Below are 18943 nucleotides of genomic sequence, written 5' to 3' on the forward strand. Positions count from 1 at the left end.
AAGTAAAAATTCCATACAACATTCAAAAAATATAAAAAGAGGCAAAAACCCAGTAAAATCAATGGTTTGAGCCTCTTTGTTTTTTATCAAGTGTCGAAAATGGGATTATATCACAAATCCGAGAGCGTGGAAATAGGGAGTTTTTCAGGCTGATTTCCTACCTCTTGGATATACGGCACAGGCGGTCAAAAAGGTGTAGACTTGGGATAGTTCATCGATGGACAAGCACCTTGGAAACAGAACACGCCAAAGAAAACGGAGGGACGCATGAGCAAAAGACCCTATCAACACCTGCCGCCGCTGGAACACAGGCCGGACGGCTCCCCCTACCGCATAACCCCGCCCCAGAAGAGACGAGCCAGCGGCCTGATACGCCGGGAGTGCTGCAACTGCGAGGACGGAAACTGCCTTGCGCTGGACGATGGCGACACCTGCGCCTGTCCGCAGATGATTTCGTTCTCCGTCTGCTGCAAGTGGTTCCGCTGGGCGGTCTTGCCGCTGGACAGGACGCTGGAAGCGGAGATTTACCGGGACAGGGACTTGAAACGCTGTGCGGAGTGCGGCGGTGTGTTCGTCCCGAAGTCCAACCGGGGCAAATACTGCCCGGACTGCGCCGCCAGAGTTCACAGGCGGCAGAAAACAGAAAGTGAACGGAAAAGGAGGTCTGCTGTGGACAGTTAAGAGCGGGAAAAGCCTTGATTTGCAAGGCTCCGCAAGCCCTCAACCGGGGCGGCTGGTATCATTTATCATTCGCCCCGGAAAACGGGCCTCTAACCGTCCACAAAACACGCTATGACAAACACGATTTATATTCACCAGCCGGAAAAGGCGTTCAGTTTCACCCGGCTCCCCAATTTCCTTTTTGAAGCACCCACATTCCAGCCCTTGAGCAACGAAGCGAAGGTGCTGTATGCCTTTGTCCTGCGCCGGGCGGAGTTGTCCCGGAAGAACGGCTGGGCGGACGAGTACGGGCGGGTCTACCTGTACTACCCCATCTGCGAGGTGGTCGCTTTGCTCCGCTGCGGGCGGCAGAAAGCGGTCAACACCCTGCGGGAGTTGCAGTATGCGGGGCTGGTGGAAATCCAGAAACAGGGCTGTGGAAAACCCAACCGCATTTACCCGAAATCCTATGAAGCGGTTCCAAACACCGACTTCAAGAAATCCGGTTATGGTACGCCGGAGGGCTGAAAACCGTACTTGGCGAGTACGAAAATCAATCCTCTTGAAGTACGGAAATCTGACGGTATATAGAAATACAGAGATTAAAACCATCTATTTACATTCATTCCATTCCAATCCTATCAGAGATATTTTCGGCGGGAAAACCCGCCGGAAAGGAATGGAATGGGGAAAGGAGTTCAATGGCACAACACGCAATTTTGCGATTTGAGAAGCACAAGGGCCACCCGGCGGGGCCGCTGGAAGCCCACCATGAACGGAAAAAGGAGCAGTACGCCAGCAACCCGGACATTGACACCAGCCGGAGCAAGTACAATTTCCACATCGTCAAGCCGGATGGCCGCTACTACCATTTCATTCAGAGCCGCATCGAGCAGGCCAGATGCCGCACCCGCAAGGACAGCACTCGGTTTGTGGACACGCTGATTACCGCCAGCCCGGAGTTTTTCAAGGGCAAGTCCCCAAAGGAGATAGCGGCCTACTTCCAGAGGGCGGCGGACTTCCTCATTGACCGGGTGGGCCGGGAGAACATCGTTTCGGCTATGGTACACATGGATGAAAAAACGCCCCATCTGCACTTGGTCTTTGTGCCGCTGACAAAGGACAACCGCCTGTGCGCCAAAGAAATTATCGGCAACCGGGCCAATCTGACGAAGTGGCAGGACGATTTTCACGCCTGTATGGTGGAGCAGTACCCCGACCTGGAGCGTGGGGAAAGCGCCAGCAAGACGGGCCGGAAGCATATCCCCACCCGGCTGTTCAAACAGGCGGTCAACCTCTCCAAACAGGCGAGGGCCATTGAAGCGGTTCTCTCCGGCATTACCCCGCTGAACGCCGGAAAGAAGAAAGAGGAAGCCCTCTCCATGCTGAAAAAGTGGTTTCCGCAGATGGAGAACTTCTCCGGGCAACTGAAAAAATACAAGGTCACAATCAATGACTTGTTAGCGGAAAATGAAAAGCTGGAAGTCAGGGCAAAGGCCAGCGAAAAAGGCAAGATGAATGACACGATGGAACGGGCGAAGTTAAAAAGCGAACTGGACGATATGCGGCGGCTGGTTGACCGTATCCCGCCGGAGATTTTAGCGGAACTGAAACGGCAACAGCGGCAGCATGGAAAGGAAAGGTGATCTTATAAGTAATATCAGATACAAAAAGGAAATCGAAATCGTGACTTTTCAGGGAAAGGAAATCACACTGGAAAATCTCTCCCCGGTGTTCACGCCGGAACAGGAAGCAGCCAAACGCCGGGAACTGGAACAGCAGCTTTATGAGGTGTTCCGCAAGTACGCCGACAAGCGGGAGAGTGAGGAAGCCGGGACATAAGGTTTTCCAAACCCATCATTGATTTGCGGGGCTGCTGGCGGTATAATAGAACTGTCAGCAGCTCCGTTTCTTTTTTAAGAAAAGGAGCGACAATATGAACAATCGGATAGACGCAATCTATGCAAGACAATCGGTAGACAAAAAGGACAGCATTTCCATTGAAAGCCAGATTGAATTTTGCAAATACGAGTTGAAAGGCGGTAACTGCAAGGAATACACAGACAAAGGGTACAGCGGCAAGAACACAGACCGTCCGAAGTTTCAAGAACTGGTGCGGGACATCAAGCGGGGCTTGATTGCAAAGGTCGTGGTTTACAAGCTCGACCGTATCAGCCGTTCCATTCTGGACTTTGCCAACATGATGGAGCTGTTCCAGCAGTACAATGTGGAGTTTGTGTCCTCTACGGAAAAGTTTGATACCTCCACGCCGATGGGACGGGCCATGCTGAATATCTGTATCGTGTTCGCCCAGCTTGAACGGGAAACGATACAGAAGCGGGTAACGGACGCTTACTACTCCCGCAGTCAGCGGGGCTTTAAGATGGGCGGGAAAGCCCCTTACGGCTTCCATACGGAGCCTATCAAGATGGACGGTATCAACACAAAGAAGCTGGTGGTAAACCCGGAGGAAGCGGCCAATATCCGGCTGATGTTTGAGATGTACGCCCAGCCCACAACTTCCTACGGGGACATTACCCGGTACTTTGCCGAACAGGGGATTTTGTTCCATGGCAAAGAGCTGATACGCCCCACGCTGGCGCAGATGTTACGCAATCCTGTCTATGTGCAGGCAGACCTTGATGTGTACGAATTTTTCAAAAGTCAAGGTACAGTCATTGTCAATGACGTTGCCGATTTTACGGGCATGAACGGCTGCTATCTGTATCAAGGGCGAGATGTAAAGGCCAGCAAGAAAAACGACTTAAAAGACCAAATGCTGGTACTGGCTCCCCATGAGGGTATCGTCCCCTCCGACACCTGGCTGACCTGCCGCAAGAAGCTGATGAACAACATGAAAATCCAGTCTGCCCGGAAAGCCACCCACACATGGCTGGCAGGAAAAATCAAGTGCGGGAATTGCGGGTATGCTCTTATGAGTATCTACAATCCCTCCGGCAAACAGTATCTCCGCTGCACGAAACGGCTGGACAATAAAAGCTGTCCTGGCTGTGGGAAAATCATCACTTCGGAACTGGAAGCGGTTGTTTATCAGCAGATGGTAAAGAAGCTGGCAAGCTACAAGACGCTGACAGGAAAAAAGAAAGCGGCAAAGGCAAACCCGAAAATCACCGCCCTGCAAGTGGAACTTGCCCATGTAGACAGCGAGATTGAAAAGCTGGTGGACAGTCTGACGGGGGCAAACAATGTCCTGTTCTCCTATGTGAATGTGAAGATAGCGGAACTGGACGGGCGCAAGCAGGAACTTCTGGCAAGGATAGCGGAGTTGACTGTGGAGGCCATCAGCCCGGAACAGGTCAGCCAGATTTCCGGCTACCTCGATACCTGGGAGAATGTATCTTTTGATGACAAGCGGCGTGTGGTGGATTTGATGATCACCACCATAGCCGCCACAAGCGACAGCTTGAACATCACATGGAAAATCTGACTGGCGGCACCCCTCCCGTCAGATACCTACCCTGTGTAGTCCCTTGTAAACTGTACTTTCCTTCACTTTAGGACATATAGCTTGAAACCATTCCATAGCAACCTGTTCAAATTGATCTGAGCTAATTTCTGGATCGACAGTGACAGAATTACTCGTGCACGAACTTTGACTGATAAGTTTTGCCTTGACTTCTCGATATGACTTTGCATAAACATAACCGTAATTGGCTTTGCCTGTAGAAGATCGGGACTTAATGTATCTTCCTTCCCATCTGCCGTCTTTCCTTTTGTAAATATTTTCTCCTTTTCGTGCCATAAGGTACACCTCCTTCAATATGACTATAATTCTGACGGCAAATTGTGACTTTGGAACTTTCTAAGATGGATTTTTGTGCAAAACCTCGTGTTTTATGTCCCTAACATATTGACAAACAGTGCGACAATTTGTAAAATAAAGATATAAACTAAAAAAAACAGAGAAGAATGCGATTCGTGGAGTAATGTACTCTACGAATTTTTTATTTTAAAGAACCTCAAGATAGCTCATATTGTCGTCTTGGGGTTCTTTTCATTCTATCATTTAATGCAATCTGCCTATAAAATTTTATCATATTGCATTTATAAATGCAACTTGCACCCGATGTTGGTTGTTGAGATTTTTGGTACATTTTATAATGTATAGCAGAATCATACACAGCATGGAGGTGATTGAAACGCAACCGGAAATTGATTACGTTAAGATTGGTCAGCGCATTAGAGCTGCCCGACTGGAAAAGGGTTATAGTCAGGCTGATTTGGGTGCGTTGGTTGGTTGCTCGAACAATCATATGAGCCATGTTGAAGTTGGACAGACGAAAGTTTCTTTGGCAATGCTTCTAAAACTGGCATTCGTCTTGGAAAAGAACTTTGACTATTTTTTACTGGATACCCCATATGCAAAATGCGACAGCATCATTGATAATGAGATTGCTGCAAAACTGAAAAAGTGTAATGTAACAACATTGATAACCGTAGGAAAGTTGATTGATGTCTTGATTGACCAGCAAGAGATGATAAAAAAAGCGGAGCTTGATTGATATAATGAAAAAGAAGCCCATTGACGGTACAGAGTGAACTGCTATGGGGTTCTTTTTTGCAGCACAATATACTGATTCTTTAAGAAGCAAAAAGTCCACCAGTCATGATGCACTACGCATCGTACTGGTGGACTTTTTCTGTAAAGATATAAAAATAGATATTCATATATCGCCATAACCAATGTCGTTATCGTAGGCATGAAGATCTTCTTTCAGGAAATCTGCTTTACGAATATACATCGAATTTACCAGCTCTCCTTTTTCGTGGAGCAGGCTGAATTTGTAGTCTAATAATGCTGCCGGTACATAGAGCATTTTAGCCGTTTCAAAAAATGTGTGTTCCGAAAGGCATTCCAGGACTTTCCCATCTTCTAACAGAAGCTCCGCCGCAAAGAAGTTTGCTTCATTTTCTTCGATTGATCTATCATCAAAAACTTCCATTTCTTGAAAGCCGTGCATCATAGCGATTTTTGTATGCAGGACAGCGTGTCCTAATTCATGTGCGACTAATATACGCTCCAGGATACCGTTCACATTGTGATCTATCACGATATTCTTTTGTCTGGACTGGTAATAGAAGAAGCCCTTCAATTTCTTCTGTAAATCGTAATAGTGGATTTTGATACCTAACAGCTGACATAGCTCGTAAGGGTCTCTGGTGTGATATTTTCGCACAAGCTTATCGACAGTTTCAATGATATGCTCTGCCGTTTTCATTTGCTTCACCTCCGAATCGCACACAGAAAACATATTCTGTGCTTGAGGATTTTACTCTTTATCTTTATGCTTTCTGTATTTCTTCGGAGTGTACTTTTCCCGTGCTGTTTTCTTAGAGTCCATATAAACTGACATAATCGCCTGGAAGAATACATCTTTTGCGTCCTCGTCCAATTCTCCACCGGCAAACAGAGAATTTACACGACCCAACACTTCCTGAGCTTCTTTTGCTCCTTTTGAACCGAAGTTTTCCTTTGCCTCTAAAATAAACATATCCTGATCTATATGGCTCTGGCTATCCGTTTCAGATTCGTCCAAAAGATAGGACACAGAGATATGCAGTGCTTCAGCAAGTTTTCTGATGTTGCTTTTTCTGGGGAGTGTTCCGAGCTGCTCATAGGTGTAAAGGGATCTTTCGGAAATGCCGGTCATCTGGGCAAGCTCCGTTTGAGATAGGTTCATAGCCAAACGAGCTTCTTTAATTTTTTCTCCAAATGTCATGGTAGTATCCTTCCTTTCAAAAAATATTTATTCGTAACTTCCGATTATTTGTTGACAAACTTCTGGAAAATGCTATAATAAGAATCATAACAGAAGTTTTAATTCCACTTAATTATATATCGGAACTTTTATAAAGTCAAGAACTTCCGATTTCACTTCTGTTATTTTAATCAAATATCGGAAGTTATAGTCATTCTTGTCCCATGGTATTTGTTTCCCTTTAGCCAAGTGACAGGAGTTAGAAAGGAATTCTTATTTTATGGATTAGGCTGAAAGGAGATTCTGAATGAGCAGATATAATACACAGGTATTAAGCAGTATTCGAATGCTTTGCCGGATGCAGAACATTGACGAGAAGGTTCTGTATGAAAGAGCAAAGCTGATTTTATCCATATATCGAGAGGTGTGCTGGTCTACCATTGATCGTGCGAATGATGTATGTGATACCCTTATTTGTACTTACGGTGACAGCTTAGATGGTGCATTGATTTATCTGGAGAACTTTGCTCCGGATGAAGCGAGAGAACGATTTGAAGAACGCATTCGCAGCTTATTTGAGACAAAGTGGATCATTGAACTGGTAGATATGGCTATGTTGAAAATCAGAGAATATCCAGATAAAGGCGCTCTGTACTGTGAGATTATCTCAAAGGCATATCTCAACCGCTTCAAGTACAGGGAATCAGAAATGCTGGAGGTTTTGAATATGGAACGCAGCACCTACTATGACCGAAAGAAAGAAGCGATACTGTTATTTGGTCTGTCACTTTGGGGAACAGCCATTCCTAAATTGAAAGATTTCCTGGAAAGTGCCAGGGAGGAAGAAGCATTGTGTTATTGTGAGTGCTAAGACAGGATTTTAGTCCGACTAAAATCCGATGAAAATACGACGGTTTCCCTACTGAAAGTCCGACTTGTCCAGTGTTAGAATGGCTATGCTGGGAGATAGCGGCATAAAATTGAATAGAGAGAGTTACGCCTCGTGCCTGTAATGGGTACGGGGCTTTTTTTATACCAGCCTATCTTCCTTCATTTTAACACAAAGGCATGAACGAGAGCTTGGAGTAATTTACTCCGGCTCTTTTTTTATGCCTGCAAGGAGGACAGGCGGATGGTAAAGGGCATTGAGAATCGGGCACGATCTCCTCCCTCTGTTTTTGATTTTGCAACTTCACAAATTCAAAAACACGGAGGAATGAAAATGTATTACGACTTGGTTGAAAGCGGAAAAAGAATTAAAGCCTTGAGAAAGGAACATGGGCTTACACAGGAACAGCTTGCGGAGCAGTTGGGTGTTGCCGCAAACACCATTGCACGAATTGAAACCGGCAACAGAGGTATCTCTATTGATTTGGCAATCGAATTGGTGGTGCGCTTTGAAACAACCCTTGATTACATATTTTTAGGACGTGAATAACCTCAAAACTATACCTACGAGGCAATAAAAACTTGCATGAGGAACAGGTACAATTTAGATACAGCCAAAGAAAATCGGCTGCTTGATCCTTGAAAACTGAATACACAGTCATCGAATACGTTCCTGTTGCCGGTGCGAGAGCATCAGCCACATCAGCGGTACGCCGTGACGTATCGGACAGAGAAACAGAACGACTTTCTTCTATAAATTAAGCAGTTGTCTCTCTCCCGATGCCAGCGATCAATACTGGCTTGTAAATATTGGGTTGCTCCCAATACGGCCATGAAAGCAACAGGATTAAAGATACTTCTCTACGGAGCTGGCGGAGAACCCGGCAGAGGTTAGATTCCTATGGAACTGATTCGCAATCAGTCGTTCGGTGATTCCCTGAGGGCGTAAGCCCTCTTTCCCAGGGGTGCGTGGCAAATATGGGACACATAGACTTTTGGACTGACTGCCTGATTCCTTTCTGGCAGTCAGTTATTACATAGCCAACGAAAGGAGGTCATGGCACATGATGAAAGAAAATTGGGTATATTGCCGTGGTGATATTTATTGCGCCAAGCTGGACCCGGTAGTTGGGTCGGAACAAGGCGGCATCCGTCCGGTTATCGTCATTCAGAACGATACCGGTAATAAACACGCTCCCACATTGATTGTGGCAACGGTCACCACCAGAATCCATAAGAAAGCGAATATGCCGACGCACTTTGTTATTTACGACAATCCTGCATTCAAAGAAGCGTCCGTTGTTCAGTTGGAACAGATTCGCACCATTGATAAAAGCAGGATTGATAATTACTTAGGTAAGGTAACGCCCCGTGAAATGGTAGCGATTGAGAAAGCCTTATCCGTCAGTCTGGCAATGGAGCAGCTGAAAAAGTGTCCCACAAAACATAAAGCAAAGAGAACGAAGGAGTGAACATAAATGTTTGAAGAAAGAATCGCTGCCATGAATCAGCGCACCGAAGAAGCGATGGCTACTAACGCAGTTCAGTTTGATAAGAGAACCTATACGGTTGATGAGATTCAGGATATTCTGGGCATCAGCAGAACCAGTGCATACAACCTTGTGAAAAAGAAAGTTTTTCACAGTGTCCGCATTGGCGGCAGCATCAGAATCTCCAAAAAGAGTTTTGATGAGTGGTTGGATCATCAAATGTAAGATTTGTCAAGGGTGTCGTACAACCCGGCGACAAACTTCAAAACATATTGAGAGTTCGATAAAATGTAGCCATGACAAGAAACACATGGCTACATTTTTTACATAGGAGGTTGTACGATGGCGGAAATGAGAAAACGCACGAGTATGTCTGTTCTGGAAATGGGCAGGATGCTCGGTCTTGGTAAAACGGAGTCATACTGGCTCATTAAGAAGAATTACTTCAAAACCATTCTTGTCGGCAACACCATGAGGGTGATGATCGACAGCTTTGAAGAATGGTATGCCAATCAGTTCAAATACCAGAAGGTCGATGGAACCCCTCCCGGCGAGGAATTGAAGAAAACTACATATTCAATGGAGGAGCTTGGACAGCGCCTTGGGCTGAAAGAAGCGACTGCTTACGAACTGGTTGCCAAAGGGCATTTTGATGTGGTCGATGTCCTGGGCAAGCGCAGAGTGACAAAGGAGAGCTTTGAAAGATGGTATGCTTCTCAAACCGATTACCGCACGGTAGAGGATCAGGAACTGGATGCAGATATTATGGCATCCACCTACGGTCTGCCGGAAATGGCAAGAATGCTTGGGGTACATCGTCAGACCATTTACTATATCGTTGCCAATGAAGATTTTGAGCTTATCAAGGTTGGCAGGTATAAGCGAGCTACCAAAGAGAGCTTTGAAAAATGGTATCACAATCAGACCCGCTACCAGTTAGCGGAAGATAGACAGGAAAGGAGCTGATTACATGGCATCTATCGTTAAGAGAAAAAAGAAGTATTCTGTGGTTTATACATACACCGATGAGAACGGCAACAAGCGTCAGAAGTGGGAAACCTTTGAAACGAATGCCGAAGCAAAGAAAAGGAAGTTGCAGGTTGAATATGAGCAGGAGTCCGGAACCTTTATTCCCCCTTCTGCTAAAACCGTCAATGATCTTTTGGATGAGTATATGTCAATCTATGGTGTGAACACCTGGGCGATGTCTACCTATGAAAGCAGAAAGAGCCTGATTGCAAACTATATTCGTCCCCTCATCGGTGATATGAAGCTGGAGGATGTCACGCCGAGAATCATGGACAAGTATTACCGAGATTTGCTTTCTGTCAAAGCGGTTTCTTCTAAGTATGTAAAAGCCCGTACAGAATATCTGACTCCGCATACTGTCCGAGAGGTTCACAAGACATTGCGAAATGCTTTCAATCAAGCGGTCAAGTGGGAATTGATGACCAGAAACCCTGTGGAGCACGCTACGCTGCCGAAAGAAGAACACAAGACCAGGGATATCTGGACAGCAGAAGTGCTCCAGAAGGCTCTGGAAGCCTGTGACGATGATATTCTTCGTCTGGCTATTAACCTTGCCTTCTCCTGTTCCCTGCGAATGGGCGAGCTTCTGGGGCTTACCTGGGACTGTATTGACATTTCCCCCACCAGTATTGAACTTGGTCAGGCAAGCATCTTCGTTGAAAAGGAGTTGCAGAGAGTAAATCGTGAAGCGATGGCAGATCTGGACGGTAAGGACATCATGTTCAAGTTCCCACCGACCTTCGCCAGTACGCATACCGCATTGGTTCTCAAAACTCCTAAGACCAAAACAAGTGTCCGCAAGGTGTTCTTACCGAAAACCGTAGCGGAAATGTTGGTACAGCGAAAGGCTGACATCGAAGAACTGAAAGACCTTTTCGGTGACGAGTTCGTAGACTTCAATCTGGTTTTCTGTTCTTCCAATGGCAAGCCGATTGAGGGGCAGGTTATCAACCGTGCTTTCAATAAGCTGATTGAGGAGAAGGGACTGCCGAAAGTGGTTTTCCATAGTCTCCGACATTCCAGTATCACTTACAAGCTGAAGCTGAACGGCGGCGATATGAAATCCGTTCAAGGCGATTCCGGTCATGCACAGGTCAAGATGGTAGCGGATGTTTACTCCCATATCATCGACGATGACCGCAGACTGAACGCTGAAAGAATGGAAGCTGCGTTCTACTCAGGCAGACAGGCAACGCCTGAGCCGGTTCAACCAGCCGCAACGGAAAGCTCCGCTGATGATAAAGAACTTCTTCTGAAGCTTCTGCAAAATCCGGAAATGGCAGCACTCCTGAAGTCGCTGGCAAAAACATTATAGTAACTGCAAGGGCAGATCCTTTTACATAGCTACAATAGCTGTAAAAGGGTCTGCCCTTATTTTTTTGTTATGGAGGTCAACGAGTATGGATAGAATCTTTATGGACGAGTATTACGAGCATCTGAGAGCTGACAATATCGAGGCATTTTCCAAGGAAAGGAACGACGAATATGTTGGCAGAGCTGAGGAATACAAAGCAGCAAAGTCGGCATTGCTTGAAGGATTGGGACTTGAGCATTTGTTTGACCATAGCCATGAACTGACTCCGAAAGAGAAAGAAATATGGATGCTGTTCGATAGGGTTGATGTAGCAGAGCTTCTTGCAAGGGATGCTTTTGCCAAGGGTGCTTATATGCTCGGCGCTGAGGATAGAGAGATTATGCTGAAATAAAAAAAGACCTGCTTCGGCGGGTCTAAATTACATAGAATCATTGAGTCTGAAAAACCTTTGAAATTCTTAATAATTCTGGTTGAAAAATTCATTTTGAAATGATATATAAAACAGACTGAAATCTGTGTCTAAGGACACCCGCACCCTCACACGAGAATGAATAGGATTTCCTATCATTTCGCATCACGAGAAGTTACATAGTGACATTTACTTGCACTTGCAACGTCCACCAAAAATCGAAAGACTTGCTAATTTCGAGCCAATCGGACGGTGTAAAATCCCTCTGAATTAGCTATCACAGCGTAGTATCAGATGGGATTTGAAATGCTGAAAAACCTTGTATTTCCAAGCATTTTTAAGCATTAGATGCCACTTCCCGATGTCGTATCGGGTCTACTCCTAAGCACTAGTTGTGGGTTCGATTCCCGCAGGGAACGGTTTGAAAGAAAAAAGCGTCCATGATCTTAGCAGAGAATGCTAGAGGAGGGGGTGCTTTTTTGTTGGGGAAAGTAGATTCTAAAATAATTCGGATGATATAAAATGCAAAAACATTACAAATGAATTGAAATAGTAATGATCAGGTATTATAATAATAGATAATCGAAAAGAAATGGAGGAATAATGAATGGCTAGTACAATTCAAGTACGTGTTGATGATGAGTTAAAGAGCAAGTCAGATCAGTTGTTTAAAGATCTTGGCACAGATACTACTTCTGCAATTCGGATGTTTTTGACACAAGCTGTTGCAAATAACGGTTTCCCATTTGAGATAAAACGGGTGGAGCATAATCCATATGCTGACATGTCTGAAGAAATGATGTTGGAGAAACTGGAGAAATCAAGAGTATCTGCATCAAAGGGTAATTATCGATCTGCGGATGCGGTTATTGCTGATATGAGGGAAAAGTATGGAATATAAAGTAGTAATAACAGCAGATGCAGAAGAAGATTTAAATCAATACATCAGATATTTGCTTACTGTGAAAAAAAGTGATCAGGCGGCGAAAAATGTTTTGGATGATTTTGAGGCTACTATTCGGAGCCTTAAAAGTGTTGCAGGAAGTTTGAAGCCGTGTGATAATCCTCGATTAAAAGAACTGGGGTATCGAAGGATAAATTTTCTTTCACATAGGTATTTTATGCTGTATCGAATTGTTGAGGATATTGTGTTTGTAGATAATATTTTTCATGAATTTCAGGATTATGAAAACAAAATGATTTAATTGAAAATGGGATTCTTAGGGAAGGTCATTTACCGTGAAGACGATAGATGGCCTTTTTCTTATGTCTTTTTCGATGGAAAGGAGGAAAGATGGCAGGAAAGGAATATACAGCGAAAGACAAGATCTTTTCTAAAATGACAAGAGAAGGTCTGACAGAAGAAACACTCCGGGATGGTTCTGTGAAGAAAATCAGCCAGAAAAGTCGGGATGAACCTGAACTTGACAGTAAGGAGCGAGATGAGAAAAATGCGGCTCCCGGCAAAAGGCTATCGGACAGTTCCGGAAGAACTGATAACCGACGCATGAGAAGGTATGTGCAGGAATTAAGAATGTCTTCGGATATTGCATCTGAAGAAAGATCTGCAAGAACTTTTTCAAAAGCAAGCAGTGAAAGAATCATAGAAAAAAAGGACAGCCGGTATCAGGGAAAGCTTCGTTCTCAGGAACAGATTCCGGAAGTATCCGGTATCTCGGATCAGAAAGATCAAGTAAAGAAGAAACGTGCTCGAAAGAGACTGACAGAAGAACAGGAAAAATCGGGGAGGCTTCCAGATTGAAGTTTGATGCTGCGAAGGAAGCAGCAGACCGAACTGTCAGGGATTCAGTGCAAAATGCAGAAAAGAAGCGTTTCTTAAACCGCTTCTTCCAGAGAAAAAAATATAAAGATGCCTATCATATCTGTGGATGAGAAAAGATTTGATAGCGATAACCGCTCTGAGGATTATCAGGCTTATGAAAACCTTGTCAAAGAGACCATTGATTATGAATCACTGGAAGTAACCCATCATGACGATATGCGACAGGTGGATGAAATCGTGAATCTGATCGTAGAGACTGTGATGTGTAAAAACGACAAGATATTGATTGCCAGCAACTGGTATCCGGCATCACTGGTAAAGAAAAAATTTCTGATGCTGACCTATTCACATATCGAGTATGTCTTACACTGTATGAGTGGTAACACCACAAAGGTGAAGAACATCAAGAAATATTTATTAGCAGCTCTGTTTAATGCACCGTCAACGATGAACGGGTATTATCAGGCAGAGGTGAACCATGATATGCCAGGACTGGTAAGATAGGAGGTGCACATGTTTATTTTAAAGCTTGCTGGGAAGATCTTATTACTGCCGGTATGGTTGATCCTTTTTGTGATCGGCCTGGCAGTAAAAATGACAGTACAGACTTATGCGGTTGTCAGAGGAATCCTTGGATTTATATTCACTTTATTGATTATAGCGACTGCATACTGTTATCATGACTGGGTACAGGTTGCATTTCTATTTTCGCTGAGTGTAATTCTGTATCTGATCCTGTTTGCAGGAGTGTTTGTAGATACTGTACTGGACATGACAAGAGAACGTATTATTGATTTTATTATATCGTGAGGAGGATATGAAAATGAGCGAAAACAATGATTATATTCAGTTACCACCACTAAAAAAAGACACACCGTCCGATGTGGTAGCATTTATGTGGGAGTACATGAAAGTACCGGAGGATTCAAGGGAAAAAGTTAAGAATCTGCTTAAAGATGCAAATGAAAATGGCGTAAAATTAAGTCATCAGGCACCAACACTGTATGATGTTGTCCCAAAAAGAAGAAATTACTGAATTTGAAGAGCTTATGCGCAAAACCATAGCTGACATTGTATCAGAAGCCAGTAGCATTGCCTGTTGGGTGTATGTGCAGAAATATGTGAAACAGAAAACTCTTGACGAAATGCTGCAAGAATTGCCAGGAGCAGGCCAGTTTATCATCGTCATGGATACCTGATTTGAAAGACTGATGGCGGATCAATAGAAGTTGTGATAGAATGAAGAAAACGATTTGATGTGCAAATCGGAATTTGGAGGATGTGAATGAGCAGCATGAAGAAAACAAAAGAAGGAATTAATTTGAAAAAACTCCTTAGGCTGAAGAATACAGGCAGTATCTTTGTGATTGCGGGACTTTTGATGATTTTGGTAATAGCGTCGTACACATATATTCTGCAAAGTTCTTACACTAAGACCGCCCTTGAAACAGAAATCACACGTGACACAGCGAGTGCAGATGCAGTACACAAACTTGTGGATGGAAGAATCGGCAAAGAAGATTTTGATCAAATCAAAGATCAACCTGATGAAAAGAAGCAATTATATAAGGATATTTCTTCATATTTCAATGAAATCAGAACACTGAATTCTACTCGATATATTTACACCGCTAAAAAAACGAAGAAGGGAAACTCGTTTATGTGGTAGACGGTTTGGATCCGGATGCGGATGATGTAAGACACCCTGGAGATTGTATTGAGGAAGAAATGGTTCCGTATATTGATAGGGCTATTTCTGGGGAGAATGTGTACTCTCAGGATATCATTGATACAACATGGGGTCCGATTTTTACGGCTTGCTATCCTGTAAGCGCAAATCATGATGGGACAGGAGAAATCATTGGCGCATTTTGCATTGAAATGGATATGCAATCAGCTTATGGAATGGTTGAAAAGACGAATCATATTTCCATCATCTGCGGTTTAGTCGCAGGAGCTGTATTGCTTTTAATTTGTCTATATACCTATTATGTTTACCAGAAAAGCAAGGCAGAAGAGCAAAAACAAAAACAATTATTAATGACCGCCGCTGAGGAAGCAAATGCTGCCAACAAAGCAAAATCTGCGTTTTTGCTTAGTATTAGCCATGACATCAGAACGCCGATGAATGCCATTATTGGATTTACAAACATTGCGCTTCACCAGAACACGGTTTCAGATATTCATGATAGCTTGGAGAAAGTTCAAAAAAAGTTCGAATCATCTTCTCTCTTTGTTGAATGACGTTCTGGATTTTACTCGCATTGAAAGTGGAAAAGTTACTATTTCGCCCGAGCCAGTGGACATTACTCAATTGACAGATAACGTCCAGGCGATTATGAATGGACTTCTTTATACTCGAGATCTTAAGTTTGAAGTACATCGAGAAATCCCAAAGAACCCATATGTCCTTGCGGATGTTGTGCGTATCCGGGAAGTTTTAGTGAATCTTCTTGGCAATGCTGTGAAATTCACAAAGGACGGCGGAAAGATTACTTTGGATATCAGCAGTTACCCAGGAGCGGATGAGAAACATATCATAACTCGTTATGTTGTTCGAGATAACGGTATTGGCATGAGCGAAGAGTTCCAGAAAAAATTATTCGATCCGTTTTCACAAGAAGATGATGCTAATGCCAGAACTCAATATAAGGGAACCGGTCTTGGTATGGCCATCACAAAAAAATATGTGGATATGATGGGCGGTTCGATTGCTGTTGAGAGCAAAAAAGGTGTAGGTTCTACATTCACAGTGGAGATCCCACTGGAGTTGCCAGAACAGGTTATTCAATCAGAACAAAAACAACATCTGCATAGAGATTTGACGGGTATTCATGTTCTTATGGCTGAGGATAATGATCTAAATGCTGAACTTGCTACGATAATGCTGGAAGATGCTGGTATGACCGTAACACGCGCATCAGACGGAAAAGAAGTTGTGAATTTGTTTAAAAATCATCCACGAGGCACATACGATCTTATTTTGATGGATATTATGATGCCAAACATGGATGGACACTAAGCAGCCAAAGCCATTCGAGCCTTGGGTATAGAGCGGTCCGATGCAGTTACGATTCCAATTATAGCTTTGTCTGCAAATGCTTTTATAGATGATATTCAGGAATCCCTGAATTCAGGCATGAATGACCATATTTCCAAGCCGATTAACATGGAGGAATTAATCGATACTATCACAAAATACATTAAACACGATTAGGAAAACAAAGAAGTTAATTCTGATGAAAAGTTTGCACTGGTCTTGTCGGATGCGAAAGCGCAAGTTTCCTATGATTATGATACGGGTCGCATCACCACATTTCTTATCAGCACCCAGCACCAGGAGGACACCTCTGTTATGGATATTCGCCCGCTGGCGGAAGCTGTCATGGAAACCGCCGGGAAGATCAAGAACGACAATATGTCCGATCAGGATTTCTACAAATTCAAATTTTCAATATAAGAGGACATTTTCTTATTAAAATGCTATTATAGTTAAAGAAATTTCGACAAAACAAAAGAAGAATGTTTTTGCCGACACAGAAAGATGAAAGGAATAAGGAGAGGCAGGCATTATGGAAGAATTAATTTATGTGGACAGACGAAATTCAAATTGCAATAAATGGGACGGTCAGACAGCAATGTTCGGCGAGGAAGGTCTGCATGCCATGTGGGTCGCAGATATGGATTTTAAAATTCCACAGTGTGTACAGAAAGCTCTACATGAGTACGTGGATTTTGGAGCAATAGGATACTATCGGATTCCAGATGGTTACTACGATGCATTTATCAACTGGGAAAAGAAACATTTTAATTTTGAAGTAAAGCGAGAGTGGCTTCGTTTTGCACCGGGAGTTGTAGCAGCGTTCAACTGGATGATCCAGATGCTGACAAAAAAAGGGGATGCAGTGATTGTCATGACTCCGGTGTACTATCCATTTCTGCAGGCGGTGACCAACAATGAGCGTAAGTTGATTACTTCTGATCTAGTTAATGAAAATGGAAATTATACGATTGATTTCGATGATTTTGAAAAGAAAATCGTGGATAACGATGTAAAAGCATTTATCTTATGCTCACCGCACAATCCGGTAGGAAGGGTCTGGAGAAAAGAAGAGCTAAAGGAAATGCTTGAAATTTGTCATAGACATCATGTGTATGTAATTTCTGATGAGATTCATCAGGATTTTGTATTTGGGGATAAGAAGCAGACACCATCCTATCTTATGACAGAACACTGGGATGAAATCCTTACAATCACAGCACCGTCCAAGACATTTAATCTGGCAGGGGGACAGAATTCATTTGTGATAATTGCAGATGAAAATCTTCGGGCAAAATGGGATGATTTTGCTAAGAGAATCCGTCTGATGACAGGAAATGCATTTGGATTTGTAGCGGCAGAAGCGGCATATAAAGGTGGTCAGGAATGGCTGGATAAAGTGAAGAAGCAGATTGTAGATAATGATCAGTATCTGAGAGAACTTTTCAAAGAGAATCTTCCGAAGGTGGTAGTAACTCCACTGGAGGCAACATATCTGGTATGGATTGATTTAAGAACGTACATAAAACCGGAAGATACGAAAGAGTTTATCCAGAAAAAATGCCGTCTTGCGGTAGATTTCGGAGACTGGTTCGGGGGAGACAGATTCAATGGATTTATCCGTATGAATCTTGCTACTTCCAGAGAAAATGTGGAAATCGGTGTGAAACGTATTATTGACGGAATATTAGGAGAAAAGTAGAAAAAAGTATAGAGTGGCAAGCTTATAGATGAAAACTATAGGCTTGCTGTTTTATTTTAAAAATCAATTTGAATAATAAAAAAGATTGTTTTATTATACAATTGTATGTGCAAAATAGATCAATAAAAAGAAAGGCAATTATACATGAGCGGCATTCAGATTAAGGATTTATCATTTGCCTATGAAGCAGGTGGAAAATTAATTTTAAAAGACATTAATACAGAAATCAGAGAAGGAGAATTTGTCTGTATCCTTGGGCAGTCTGGCTGTGGTAAGAGTACACTGCTTCGTCTACTGGCAGGTCTTGAAACGGCAACTACAGGAGAGATTCTGAGTGATGGTGTAGCTATTGGGGAACCAAGTCTTAATAAAGGTGTTGTATTTCAGGATTATGGATTGTTTCCGTGGATGTCAGCAGGCGAGAACATTCTTCTGGCATTGAAGCAAAGATATCCTAAGAGAGATAAAAAAGAATTAAAAGAAATAGCCGTAAATATGATAAAAGCTGTCGGGCTGGATGAAAGCATATACAAAAAGCTTCCGAAAGAATTATCAGGTGGTATGAAGCAGAGATGTGCAATCGCACAAGCATTCAGTATTGATCCGCCGATTCTTTTGATGGATGAGCCATTTGGTGCTCTGGATGCGGTGACGCGTGCGAGACTTCAGGATCTGGTACGGGAACTCTGGACACGGGATGAAAAGAAGAAAACAGTGTTTTTTGTTACCCATGATGTGGATGAGGCACTTCTTCTGGCAAACCGGATTCTTGTTTTGGGACAGTCACCAAGTCATATTACTAAGACTTCCCATACCCAAAATGGGATTTGTACCTTGAAAATTCAATATTTCAGCTAATAAAATAGCGATTTATGCCACTGCAACCTGTGTATGAAGCGCATCGCGC

The 18943-nt window shown here is 43.4% G+C and carries 27 protein-coding genes and 2 pseudogenes; 26 read left to right on the plus strand and 3 right to left on the minus strand.

All coding sequences use genetic code 11. The features are described 5' to 3' along the window. The first annotated feature begins 267 nt into the window (after positions 1 to 267). The 5 genes from ACTNA4_RS14815 to ACTNA4_RS14835 all read left to right on the plus strand — a co-directional run bounded on the left by ACTNA4_RS14815 (position 268) and on the right by ACTNA4_RS14835 (position 4108). Entirely contained in the window at positions 268 to 681 is a 414-nt protein-coding gene (locus ACTNA4_RS14815; protein ID WP_002575860.1) for a cysteine-rich VLP domain-containing protein, read from the plus strand. Positions 682 to 792: 111 nt separating this feature from the next. Then, positions 793 to 1188: a replication initiator protein A gene (locus ACTNA4_RS14820; RefSeq protein WP_002575861.1), complete on the plus strand. Its 396-nt coding sequence runs from the start codon at positions 793 to 795 to the stop codon at positions 1186 to 1188. Between the two features lie 173 nt (positions 1189 to 1361). After that, the gene (gene mobV / locus ACTNA4_RS14825; RefSeq protein WP_002575862.1) at positions 1362 to 2306 is read left to right on the plus strand and encodes a MobV family relaxase; all 945 of its coding nucleotides are present in this window, start codon (positions 1362 to 1364) and stop codon (positions 2304 to 2306) included. A 40-nt stretch (positions 2307 to 2346) separates the two neighbouring features. Next, entirely contained in the window at positions 2347 to 2502 is a 156-nt protein-coding gene (locus tag ACTNA4_RS14830; RefSeq protein ID WP_002575863.1) for a hypothetical protein, read from the plus strand. A 94-nt stretch (positions 2503 to 2596) separates the two neighbouring features. Further along, a complete protein-coding gene (locus ACTNA4_RS14835; protein WP_002575864.1) occupies positions 2597 to 4108 on the plus strand; it encodes a recombinase family protein in 1512 nt (503 codons plus the stop codon). Between the two features lie 18 nt (positions 4109 to 4126). Here ACTNA4_RS14835 and ACTNA4_RS14840 read toward each other — a convergent pair whose 3' ends face one another. Beyond that, complete coding sequence (locus tag ACTNA4_RS14840) at positions 4127 to 4423, minus strand: hypothetical protein (protein ID WP_441030817.1); 297 nt, start codon at positions 4421 to 4423, stop codon at positions 4127 to 4129. 382 nt (positions 4424 to 4805) lie between these two features. Between ACTNA4_RS14840 and ACTNA4_RS14845 the strand changes: the two genes are divergently transcribed. Beyond that, positions 4806 to 5183 carry a helix-turn-helix domain-containing protein gene (locus ACTNA4_RS14845; protein WP_002578940.1) on the plus strand — a complete coding sequence of 126 codons (378 nt, stop codon included), beginning with the start codon at positions 4806 to 4808 and terminating at the stop codon, positions 5181 to 5183. 162 nt (positions 5184 to 5345) lie between these two features. On the opposite strand, the gene ACTNA4_RS14850 is transcribed toward ACTNA4_RS14845, so the two are convergent. Next, entirely contained in the window at positions 5346 to 5900 is a 555-nt protein-coding gene (locus ACTNA4_RS14850; RefSeq protein ID WP_002304410.1) for an ImmA/IrrE family metallo-endopeptidase, read from the minus strand. 51 nt (positions 5901 to 5951) lie between these two features. Then, a complete protein-coding gene (locus ACTNA4_RS14855) occupies positions 5952 to 6401 on the minus strand; it encodes a helix-turn-helix domain-containing protein (protein WP_002304411.1) in 450 nt (149 codons plus the stop codon). A 286-nt stretch (positions 6402 to 6687) separates the two neighbouring features. On the opposite strand from ACTNA4_RS14855, the gene ACTNA4_RS14860 reads away from it, so the two are divergent. The 20 genes and pseudogenes from ACTNA4_RS14860 to ACTNA4_RS14955 all read left to right on the plus strand — a co-directional run bounded on the left by ACTNA4_RS14860 (position 6688) and on the right by ACTNA4_RS14955 (position 18894). After that, positions 6688 to 7251: a hypothetical protein gene (locus ACTNA4_RS14860; RefSeq protein WP_002304412.1), complete on the plus strand. Its 564-nt coding sequence runs from the start codon at positions 6688 to 6690 to the stop codon at positions 7249 to 7251. Positions 7252 to 7512: 261 nt separating this feature from the next. Continuing rightward, complete coding sequence (locus ACTNA4_RS14865; protein ID WP_347055921.1) at positions 7513 to 7818, plus strand: helix-turn-helix transcriptional regulator; 306 nt, start codon at positions 7513 to 7515, stop codon at positions 7816 to 7818. A gap of 514 nt (positions 7819 to 8332) precedes the next feature. Next, positions 8333 to 8740, plus strand: a complete 408-nt coding sequence (locus ACTNA4_RS14870) for a type II toxin-antitoxin system PemK/MazF family toxin (protein WP_441030823.1) — start codon at positions 8333 to 8335, stop codon at positions 8738 to 8740. Positions 8741 to 8746: 6 nt separating this feature from the next. Beyond that, positions 8747 to 8983 (plus strand): helix-turn-helix domain-containing protein, encoded by a 237-nt coding sequence (locus ACTNA4_RS14875; RefSeq protein ID WP_008791989.1) that lies wholly within the window; start codon positions 8747 to 8749, stop codon positions 8981 to 8983. A gap of 117 nt (positions 8984 to 9100) precedes the next feature. Beyond that, entirely contained in the window at positions 9101 to 9724 is a 624-nt protein-coding gene (locus ACTNA4_RS14880) for a helix-turn-helix domain-containing protein (protein ID WP_002304420.1), read from the plus strand. A 4-nt stretch (positions 9725 to 9728) separates the two neighbouring features. Continuing rightward, positions 9729 to 11102: a site-specific integrase gene (locus tag ACTNA4_RS14885; RefSeq protein WP_002304423.1), complete on the plus strand. Its 1374-nt coding sequence runs from the start codon at positions 9729 to 9731 to the stop codon at positions 11100 to 11102. A gap of 85 nt (positions 11103 to 11187) precedes the next feature. Next, positions 11188 to 11493: a hypothetical protein gene (locus tag ACTNA4_RS14890; protein ID WP_002304425.1), complete on the plus strand. Its 306-nt coding sequence runs from the start codon at positions 11188 to 11190 to the stop codon at positions 11491 to 11493. Positions 11494 to 12118: 625 nt separating this feature from the next. Further along, complete coding sequence (locus ACTNA4_RS14895) at positions 12119 to 12412, plus strand: type II toxin-antitoxin system RelB/DinJ family antitoxin (RefSeq protein WP_441025885.1); 294 nt, start codon at positions 12119 to 12121, stop codon at positions 12410 to 12412. Then, positions 12402 to 12716, plus strand: coding sequence for a type II toxin-antitoxin system RelE/ParE family toxin (locus ACTNA4_RS14900; protein WP_441030828.1), 315 nt, complete (start codon positions 12402 to 12404; stop codon positions 12714 to 12716). The genes ACTNA4_RS14895 and ACTNA4_RS14900 overlap by 11 nt, the downstream gene beginning before the upstream one ends. An 89-nt stretch (positions 12717 to 12805) precedes the next feature. Further along, on the plus strand, positions 12806 to 13273 hold the full coding sequence (locus ACTNA4_RS14905) for a hypothetical protein (protein WP_441030831.1): 468 nt from the start codon (positions 12806 to 12808) through the stop codon (positions 13271 to 13273). Continuing rightward, entirely contained in the window at positions 13270 to 13404 is a 135-nt protein-coding gene (locus tag ACTNA4_RS14910) for a hypothetical protein (RefSeq protein WP_441030832.1), read from the plus strand. Before ACTNA4_RS14905 ends, ACTNA4_RS14910 begins: the two co-directional genes overlap by 4 nt. Beyond that, a pseudogene (locus tag ACTNA4_RS14915) lies at positions 13373 to 13798 on the plus strand (DUF6017 domain-containing protein); the annotation flags it as partial. The gene ACTNA4_RS14910 and the pseudogene ACTNA4_RS14915, both read left to right, overlap by 32 nt. Positions 13799 to 13807: 9 nt before the next feature. Further along, entirely contained in the window at positions 13808 to 14104 is a 297-nt protein-coding gene (locus tag ACTNA4_RS14920) for a hypothetical protein (protein ID WP_005334864.1), read from the plus strand. Positions 14105 to 14117: 13 nt separating this feature from the next. Further along, positions 14118 to 14330, plus strand: a complete 213-nt coding sequence (locus ACTNA4_RS14925) for a hypothetical protein (RefSeq protein WP_441030836.1) — start codon at positions 14118 to 14120, stop codon at positions 14328 to 14330. A gap of 13 nt (positions 14331 to 14343) precedes the next feature. Further along, complete coding sequence (locus ACTNA4_RS14930) at positions 14344 to 14493, plus strand: hypothetical protein (RefSeq protein WP_441030838.1); 150 nt, start codon at positions 14344 to 14346, stop codon at positions 14491 to 14493. A gap of 86 nt (positions 14494 to 14579) precedes the next feature. Then, entirely contained in the window at positions 14580 to 14963 is a 384-nt protein-coding gene (locus tag ACTNA4_RS14935; protein WP_441030841.1) for a hypothetical protein, read from the plus strand. Then, entirely contained in the window at positions 14957 to 15538 is a 582-nt protein-coding gene (locus ACTNA4_RS14940) for a histidine kinase dimerization/phospho-acceptor domain-containing protein (protein WP_441030844.1), read from the plus strand. Before ACTNA4_RS14935 ends, ACTNA4_RS14940 begins: the two co-directional genes overlap by 7 nt. Before the next feature lie 94 nt (positions 15539 to 15632). Further along, a pseudogene (locus ACTNA4_RS14945) lies at positions 15633 to 16511 on the plus strand (ATP-binding protein). A gap of 355 nt (positions 16512 to 16866) precedes the next feature. Further along, a complete protein-coding gene (locus ACTNA4_RS14950; protein WP_441030846.1) occupies positions 16867 to 18036 on the plus strand; it encodes a MalY/PatB family protein in 1170 nt (389 codons plus the stop codon). A 144-nt stretch (positions 18037 to 18180) separates the two neighbouring features. Continuing rightward, complete coding sequence (locus ACTNA4_RS14955) at positions 18181 to 18894, plus strand: ABC transporter ATP-binding protein (RefSeq protein ID WP_441030848.1); 714 nt, start codon at positions 18181 to 18183, stop codon at positions 18892 to 18894. Positions 18895 to 18943 lie beyond the last annotated feature (49 nt).

Source organism: Bariatricus sp. HCP28S3_A7 (genome assembly GCF_052066375.1).
Lineage (GTDB): Bacteria > Bacillota > Clostridia > Lachnospirales > Lachnospiraceae > Allocoprococcus.